Genomic DNA, 7,502 nt, shown 5'->3' with positions numbered 1-7,502 from the left:
CCTGGAGACCGACACCTTCAACGTGCGCAGCCAGGCCTTCTACGCGAAGCGCGGCTACGTCGAGGCGGACCGGTATCCCGACACCGAGTGGAACAGCGGCCTGACGACGCTGCTGCTGGTGAAGCGGCTGGTCTGAGGGATCCTCCCCCTCTGGGGGAGCTCGCGAAGCGAGAGGGGGTCTGCCCGCGGCGCTGCGACCCCTCCACCCTGCTGCCCTGTCATCCCGGTTTCGCCGTGAGGCGAAGACCGGGATCCATAGACTCGGCGGTTCAGGACCACCCCAGCGGCGCCGCCGGGCCGGAACCCCGGACGCGGGCGCGTATGGGTCCCGGTCTTCCGCTGGCGCGGAAACCGGGATGACAGCCGGAGCGGGCGTGGAAACCGGGATGACAGGGTGGGGCATCCGACCTATCTCGCGCGGCATGCCCGCCCCCCGAACCCTTCGCACGCCGGCCGAGCTCGCCGGCGCGGGGCTGATCGCGCCCGGCCGGGTGGCGGAGCTGGAGGCCGTGGCGGCCCGGTACGCGGTGGCGATCACGCCGGCCGTGGCCGAGGCGGCCGCGCGGTCGGAGGGCGTGGCGCGGCAGTTCGTCCCGGCGGCCGGCGAGCTGGTCCAGACTCCGGACGAGCGCGCCGACCCCATCGGCGACGCAGCGTTCAGCCCGGTGGAGGGGGTCGTCCACCGCTACCGCGACCGGGTGCTGCTGAAGGCGAACCACGCCTGCGCGGTCTACTGCCGGTTCTGCTTCCGGCGCGAGATGGTGGGGCCCGACGGCGTGCGGCCCCTGTCGGCCGCGCAGCTGGACGCGGCGATGGCGTACATCGCGGGCGACCCGCAGATCTGGGAGGTGATCGTCACCGGCGGCGATCCGCTGATCCTCTCGCCGCGGCGGCTGGGCGACCTGATGCGGCGGCTGGCGGCGATCGAGCACGTGAGGATCGTGCGCTTCCACACCCGCGTGCCGGCGGCGGACCCGGCGCGGATCACGCCCGCGCTGGTCGAGGCCCTTAGGGCGCCCGGCAATACCACCTGGGTCGGGCTGCACGCCAATCATCCGGACGAGCTGACCCCCGCGGCGGCGGCGGCCTGCGCGCGGATCGTCGACGCGGGCATTCCGATGGTCAGCCAGACGGTGCTGCTGAAGGGGGTCAACGACGACGCGGCGACGCTGGAAGCCCTGATGCGGCGGTTCGTGGAGCTGCGGATCAAGCCCTACTACCTGCACCATCCGGACCTCGCGCCCGGCACCGGCCATTTCCGCGGCGGCCTGGCCGAGGGGCAGGCGCTGATGCGCGCGCTGCGCGGGACGGTCTCCGGGCTCTGCCAGCCGACCTATGTGCTGGACATCCCCGGCGGCCACGGCAAGTCGCCGGTCGGGCCCTGCTATGTGGCGGAGGGCCAGGTCGAAGACCCGAACGGCGGCCGCCACGACTATCCGCCCAGGTAGCGCCAGGCGGCCGCGCGAGGTCGATGTGGCGTGGAGGTGACAGTGCGACTGCCATCGCATGCGGCGGCGTCGAAACGCTCATCCGCCGGGCCCAAGTGTGCGTTCATGTGGTGGTCAGGGGAGTCGTGGATGATCCCCGGCGACGAGCGAGCGAAGGGTCGGGTAGACAGCATGGGCGGGCTTAGGGTGCGGGGCGGACGCTTGGGGCGCTGCCTGGCTTTGGCCGCCCTGGCGCCTCTGGCGCTGGGCCGTCCCGGATTCGCGGCGCAGGCGCAGCCGCCGGTGCTGCCGGTCCCGCCGGCGCAGGCCGTTCCCCCGCCGCCGCCGCCGCCGGTCGAGATCCCCGCCCTGTCCGCAGCGCAGGCGCAGGTGGCCCTCGCGGCGCTGCGCGGCGCCGACCAGCACGGGCTGCAGCCCAGGGACTACCTGCCGGCCGGCCTGACCGAGGGCTCGGCCCCGTCCGCCGCGCAGAACGCCGCGCTGGGCGAGGGGCTCGCCCGCTACGCCCACGACGTGAAGGTGGGCCGCATGGAGCCGGGCGAGTTCCCGGAACTGTGGCAGGTCCGACCCGCGCCGTACGATCCCGCGCCCGAGCTGGCGAAGGCCCTGGCCGAGGGGCGGCTGCAGGCGTGGCTCGACAGCCTTCCGCCCCGCTACTCGGGCTACACGGCGCTGAAGCGGGGCCTCGCGCGATACCGCGAGATCGCCGCGGCGGGCGGCTGGAAGAGCGTGCCCGAGGGGCCGAAGCTGGAGCTGGGCTCGACGGACCCGCGGGTCGCCAAGCTCCGCGCCCGGCTGGCGGCCGAGGACCCGCTGCTGCCGGCGACCGGGGCGGCGGCGTTCGACAAGCCGCTGCAGGAGGCGGTGATCCGCGCCCAGCGGCGCTATGGCCTGAAGCCCGACGGCGTGGTCGGCAACGGGACCCTGGCCTACCTCAACCAGCCGGTCGGCCAGCGCGTGCTGCAGATCATCGCCAACATGGAGCGCTGGCGGTGGATGCCGTCCACCATGCCGGCGACGCGGGTGCAGGTGAATTCCGGCGCGGCCATCGTGACGCTGTTCCGCGACGACCGGCCGGTGCTGTCGATGAAGGCCGTGTCCGGCAAGAAGGGGGACGAGACCCCGATGCTGGCCTCGGCGATCCACTCGGTGGTGATCAACCCGCCGTGGAACGTGCCCACGCGCATCGCGAACGAGGAGCTGTGGCCCAAGGAGCGGGCCAACCCGGGCTATCTCGCGCGGAACGGCTACCGGGTGATCCCGGTCGAGGGCGGGCAGCCGCGGCTGCAGCAGGCGTCGGGCGACCAGAGCGCCCTGGGCCGCTTCAAGTTCGACTTCGACAATCCGTTCGCCGTCTACCTGCACGACACGCCGTCGAAGGGCGGGTTCGATCTCTACGCCCGCCAGGCCAGCCATGGCTGCGTGCGGGTGGAGAAGCCGCGGGCCCTGGCCGAGGCGCTGCTCGACGGCGACGCGACCTGGACGACCGCGGCGATCGACAACCAGCTGCTGGGCGACAAGACCGTGCGCGCGCGGCTGGCGGCGCCGGTGCCGGTGTTCATCTTCTACTGGACGGCGTTCGCCGGCGGTGACGGGGTGATGCACTTCCGCGCCGATCCGTACGGCTGGGACCGCCAGCTGCTGCAGCGCGTGGGGGTCCTGGCGGCGGAGCCGAAGCCGGACGCCAAGAAGACCTGAGGGGGATACGGATGCTGAGAACGTCCCTGTGGATCGCGGGCGCCTGCGTCGCCGTGCTGCTGGCCCTGGCCGCGAGCCGGGCGCTGCAGTTCGACCGGGAACCCGAGCGGGCGGCCGAACCGCCGCCGGCGCCGGCCGCGCCCGTGGCCCCGCCCGCCGAGACGGTCGCCCCCGAAGCCGCGCCCCCGCCGCCCCCGCCGACGCCGACGCAGGAAGAGCAGCAGGTGCTGGACGACGCGGCCGCCACGGGCATGACCACGGTGGAGCCGGAGACGCCGCCGACGGACGACCCGCCGACCTGAGGCGCCTGGAGCGGGTTCCCGTTCAGGCGGTTCCGTCTGAACAGGCGAGGCCCTGGCGGCCGCGCGCTCGGCCGGTCAGGCCCCGCGCCACTGGCGGACGCGGCCGGTGTCGACGTGGACGAAGTTGGAGACCGGATAGTAGCCCACGCCCCCGGCGCCGAGCGACACGGCCGCGTCGCGCAGCCGGGACAGGTCCACGCCCTCGAGGCGCACGTCGATCGCCTTGCCCACCGTGTGCTGGCTGTGCTCGGCCACGCCCGTGGAGCGGCCGCGGAGCATGGCGTTGGTCTTCGGCGAGCGGTAGCCGGAGATGATCTGGAACGGCCGCGGGGTCTCGAGCCGGGCGGCGATGGCGTGCAGCGCGTCGAAGAGGCCCGGGTCGATGAAGTGCTCGTCGCCCGTCCGCCAGTCGCGCATCACCCGGGTGGCCTCGGCCAGCGCGTCGGGCAGGTAGCTGCCGTTGGCGTAGTAGACCTCGTTGAACCGCTCGCCGGTGTGCAGGTTGTCGAGGACCGCGCGCCGGGGCTCCCAGATGTCGAGGATCTGGGCGCTCCAGGCCGGCGCGGCGACCGCGGTCAGGCCGGCGGCGGCGCCAAGGGTCAGGAGGTTCCTGCGGTGGACGAGGTGGGCCAAGTGACGTGCCTCCCGGAGCCTTCGCAGGAAGGCTCGACTTCTGCCGGCGACCCGACCGCACGCCTGGGCGATGCGCTGGGCGGCCTCGAAACGAAGCGGAGAAGATGCCGGGGGACGGGTTAACGTCAACCCTACGAAGATGTCATTGCGACACCGCGCCGCCGGGCGCCTTGCAATCCGGCGGCTGCGCCTCGACAGTCGGCGCACAGCGGCCCGAGGCAGAGGCCGGGGGAGGCGTTTCGATGACCAGGGGGTTGAGCGCGCCGGCGGCCGCAGCGGCGCTGGCGGCCGTCGCGCTGGCGGCCGGGGTCGGGCTGGCGGCCGGGGCGGCCGGGGCGCAGACGGTCGACAGGACGCCGAACGACTATGGCCGCGACGAGGCCTGGCTCTGCCGGCCGGGCCGCAGCGACGCCTGCGCCATCGACCTCGCCGCCACCGTCGTGCGGGCGGACGGCAGCTATGGTCTCGAGCCGTTCCGGCCCGACCCGGCGGCGCCGGTGGATTGCTTCTACGTCTATCCGACCGCCTCGGCCGACACGACGCCGAACAGCGACATGGTCCCCGGACCGGAAGAGCGGGGGACCGTCTCCCGGCAGCTGGCGCGGTTCGCCAGCGCGTGCCGGATCTTCGCGCCGGTCTATCGCCAGATCACAATTCCGGCCCTTCGCGCCATGACGGCGGGCCAGTCGGTGGCGGTCGACCGCGAGCTGGCCTACGGCGACGTCGTGGCGGCCTGGCGGCATTACCTGGCGCACGACAACGGCGGCCGGGGCGTCATCCTCTACGGCCACAGCCAGGGCGCGGGCGTCCTGAAGCGGCTGCTGCAGGAGGAGATCGAGGGCAAGCCGGCGGCGAAGCGGATGGTCGCGGCCTATCTGATCGGCACGAACGTGCTCGTGCCCGCCGGCCGGACCGTCGGCGGCGACTTCAAGTCGACCCCCCTCTGCCGCAGCCGGACGCAGACCGGCTGCGTGGTGACCTACGTGAGCTTCCGCCAGAGCGCGCCGCCGCCGGCCAACAGCCGGTTCGGCCGCACGACGCAGCCCGGCATGCGGGTCGCCTGCACGAACCCGGCCGCTCTGGGCGGCGGCGGCCCGGTGACGCTGCACCCGGTGTTCGGGGCTTCGGCGATGCATCCGACGGCGGCGCCGCCGAAGCCGTGGGTGACGCCGATGCGGCCGATCACGACGCGCTACGTGCGCGTGCCGGGGCTGGTGAGCGGCGGCTGCGTCGACGGCGATGCGGGCGGCTACCTGGCCTGGCGCGTCAACGCCGACCCGGCCGATCCCCGCACGGACGAGCTGACCGGCGACCATCTCGACGCGGAGGGCCGGGTGCAGCCCGACTGGGGCACGCATTCGCTGGACGTGCCGGTGGCCATGGGCGACCTCATCGCCCTGGCCGAGACGCAGGGCCGGGCCTGGGCGCGGGGCGCGAAATGAGCGCCGCGGAGGACACGCTCGCCTCGCCGTCCACGCTGCGACGCGTGGTTGTGGCGAGCATGATCGGCACTACCATAGAGTGGTACGACTTTTTCCTTTACGGCACCGCGGCGGCGCTGGTGTTCAACAAGCTGTTCTTCCCGGCGTCGGAGCCGCTGGTGGGGACGATGCTGGCGTTCGCCACCTATGCGCTGGGGTTCGTGGCGCGGCCGCTGGGCGGGGTGGTGTTCGGGCACTTCGGGGACCGGATCGGCCGCAAGCGGCTCCTGATGCTGAGCCTGATGCTGATGGGCGGGGCGACCGTACTGATCGGCTGCCTGCCGACCTTCGACCAGGTCGGGCTGCTGGCCCCGGCGCTGCTGGTGCTGCTGCGGCTCGTGCAGGGGTTCGCGGTGGGCGGCGAGTGGGGCGGGGCGGTGCTGATCGTGGCCGAGCACGGCGACGCGCGCCGGCGCGGCTTCTGGGCCAGCTGGCCGCAGGCGGGCGTCGCGGCGGGCAGCCTGATGGCCTCGGGCGTGCTGGCGCTGATGGCGGGGCTGCAGAGCGAGGCCGACTTCCTGGCCTGGGGCTGGCGCGTGCCGTTCCTGATCTCGGCGGTCCTCATCGGCGTCGGCTGGTGGGTGCGGGCGACGGTGGAGGAAAGCCCGACGTTCCAGGCGGTGGCCCGCGAGGCCGACGCTGTGGAGAAGGCGCCGGCGCTGGAGGCGATCCGCACGCGGCCGCGGGAGCTGCTGATCGGCGCCGGGCTGAAGTTCGCCGAGAACATCAGCTACTACGTCGTCACCGTCTTCTCGATCACCTACGTGACCACGAAGATGGGTCTGCCCCGCGCGACGGTGCTGAACGCGATCCTGGTGGCCTCGGCCGTCCACTGCGTGCTGATCCCGCTGTTCGGAGCGCTGTCGGACCGGATCGGGCGGCGGCCGGTCTACGCCTTCGGGGCGTTCGGCATGGTGATCTGGGCGTTCGTGTTCTTCCGTCTGCTGGACACCGCCGACCCGATGCTGATCACCCTGGCGTGCGTGGGCGCGCTGGTGTTCCACGGGGCGATGTACGGCCCGCAGGCGGCGTTCCTGGCCGAGATGTTCCCGACGCGGATCCGCTATTCGGGGGCGTCGCTGTCGTACCAGGTGACCTCGATCTTCGCGGGATCGCTCGCGCCGCTGATCGCCGCGGCGCTGCTGCGCGCGACGGGTTCGGGGACGCCGGTGGCCATCTATGTGGCCGCGGCCGCCCTCGTGACGGGGTTTGCCGCCCTGGCGGCCCGCGAGACGCGTGGAAAGACGTTCGCGGAGATCGACAGGGCGGCCTGACCGCTACTTCTTGAGCACGTCGCGGGCGGCGTCCTTCAGGGCGCCGACGCCCTTCTGCACCTTGCCTTCGACCTTGTCGGCGGAGCCTTCGGCCTCGAGGTTCGGATCGTTCGTGGCCCGGCCGGCCGCCTGCTTGATCGAACCCTTCATGTCCTTGGCGGCGCCCTTGGCTTCGTCCTTGTGCATCGTCTCTTCCTTTCGAGCGGGGGAAGGGACTACGCCGCAGGCGGGCGGAGGTTCCGGGGTCGGGGGCGGGCCCCCTCTCGCTTCGCGAGCTCCCCCAGGGGGGGAGCATCGAGTACCCGTCCCTGCGGCTGTCATCCCGGTTTCGCCGCAGGCGAAGACCGGGACCCATACGCGCCCGTTGTGGGGACGGCCCGCGGGCGGCGCCGCTGCGGCTCATCCGGAAAGGCGGAGTGTATGGGTCCCGGTGTTCCGCTTGCGCGGAAACCGGGATGACAGGGGTTGGGGTGGGGGAGGGACTGGTCCTCCCCTGCAAGGGGAGGGGGACCCTGCGGAGCAGGGTGGAGGGGTCGCTGGCGGCTGGGCCAGGCCCCCTCTAGCTTCGCGAGCTCCCCCAGGGGTGGAGGATCGACCGCCGCGCCCACCCGGCTGTCATCCCGGTTTCGCCGCAGGCGAAGACCGGGACCCATACGCGCCTGGTGT

7 protein-coding genes are annotated in these 7,502 nt (G+C 73.2%); 5 read left to right on the top strand and 2 right to left on the bottom strand.

Going from position 1 to position 7,502, the window contains the following annotated elements; all coding sequences use genetic code 11:
- Positions 1–422 precede the first annotated feature (422 nt).
- From JNK30_RS14225 to JNK30_RS14215, 3 genes are all read left to right on the top strand, one after another.
- Positions 423–1,448, top strand: a complete 1,026-nt coding sequence (locus tag JNK30_RS14225) for a lysine-2,3-aminomutase-like protein (RefSeq protein ID WP_293483097.1) — start codon at positions 423–425, stop codon at positions 1,446–1,448.
- A 201-nt stretch (positions 1,449–1,649) separates the two neighbouring features.
- Complete coding sequence (locus JNK30_RS14220) at positions 1,650–3,146, top strand: L,D-transpeptidase family protein (protein ID WP_293483096.1); 1,497 nt, start codon at positions 1,650–1,652, stop codon at positions 3,144–3,146.
- Positions 3,147–3,157: 11 nt separating this feature from the next.
- Positions 3,158–3,448, top strand: a complete 291-nt coding sequence (locus JNK30_RS14215) for a hypothetical protein (protein ID WP_293483094.1) — start codon at positions 3,158–3,160, stop codon at positions 3,446–3,448.
- A gap of 75 nt (positions 3,449–3,523) precedes the next feature.
- Here the strand turns inward: JNK30_RS14215 and JNK30_RS14210 are convergent, their stop codons facing one another.
- On the bottom strand, positions 3,524–4,081 hold the full coding sequence (locus tag JNK30_RS14210) for a DUF882 domain-containing protein (protein ID WP_293483093.1): 558 nt from the start codon (positions 4,079–4,081) through the stop codon (positions 3,524–3,526).
- Between the two features lie 242 nt (positions 4,082–4,323).
- Between JNK30_RS14210 and JNK30_RS14205 the strand changes: the two genes are divergently transcribed.
- Together JNK30_RS14205 and JNK30_RS14200 are read left to right on the top strand one after the other, a co-directional pair.
- Positions 4,324–5,523, top strand: coding sequence for a DUF3089 domain-containing protein (locus JNK30_RS14205; protein WP_293483092.1), 1,200 nt, complete (start codon positions 4,324–4,326; stop codon positions 5,521–5,523).
- A complete protein-coding gene (locus tag JNK30_RS14200; RefSeq protein WP_293483091.1) occupies positions 5,520–6,836 on the top strand; it encodes an MFS transporter in 1,317 nt (438 codons plus the stop codon). Before JNK30_RS14205 ends, JNK30_RS14200 begins: the two co-directional genes overlap by 4 nt.
- Positions 6,837–6,839: 3 nt before the next feature.
- Here JNK30_RS14200 and JNK30_RS14195 read toward each other — a convergent pair whose 3' ends face one another.
- Positions 6,840–7,022, bottom strand: coding sequence for a CsbD family protein (locus JNK30_RS14195; RefSeq protein WP_293483090.1), 183 nt, complete (start codon positions 7,020–7,022; stop codon positions 6,840–6,842).
- Between the last annotated feature and the right edge of the window lie 480 nt (positions 7,023–7,502).

Source organism: Phenylobacterium sp., from assembly GCF_016793225.1.
GTDB lineage: Bacteria > Pseudomonadota > Alphaproteobacteria > Caulobacterales > Caulobacteraceae > Phenylobacterium.
This window is presented reverse-complemented; position numbering and strand designations above follow the sequence as displayed.

Bases quoted from the DNA above. Each gene is read 5' to 3' on its own strand.
- JNK30_RS14200 (WP_293483091.1), top strand. From the start codon at position 5,520: ATGAGCGCCGCGGAGGACACGCTCGCCTCGCCGTCCACGCTGCGACGC.
- JNK30_RS14195 (WP_293483090.1), bottom strand. From the start codon at position 7,022: ATGCACAAGGACGAAGCCAAGGGCGCCGCCAAGGACATGAAGGGTTCG.
- JNK30_RS14225 (WP_293483097.1), top strand. From the start codon at position 423: ATGCCCGCCCCCCGAACCCTTCGCACGCCGGCCGAGCTCGCCGGCGCG.
- JNK30_RS14215 (WP_293483094.1), top strand. From the start codon at position 3,158: ATGCTGAGAACGTCCCTGTGGATCGCGGGCGCCTGCGTCGCCGTGCTG.
- JNK30_RS14205 (WP_293483092.1), top strand. From the start codon at position 4,324: ATGACCAGGGGGTTGAGCGCGCCGGCGGCCGCAGCGGCGCTGGCGGCC.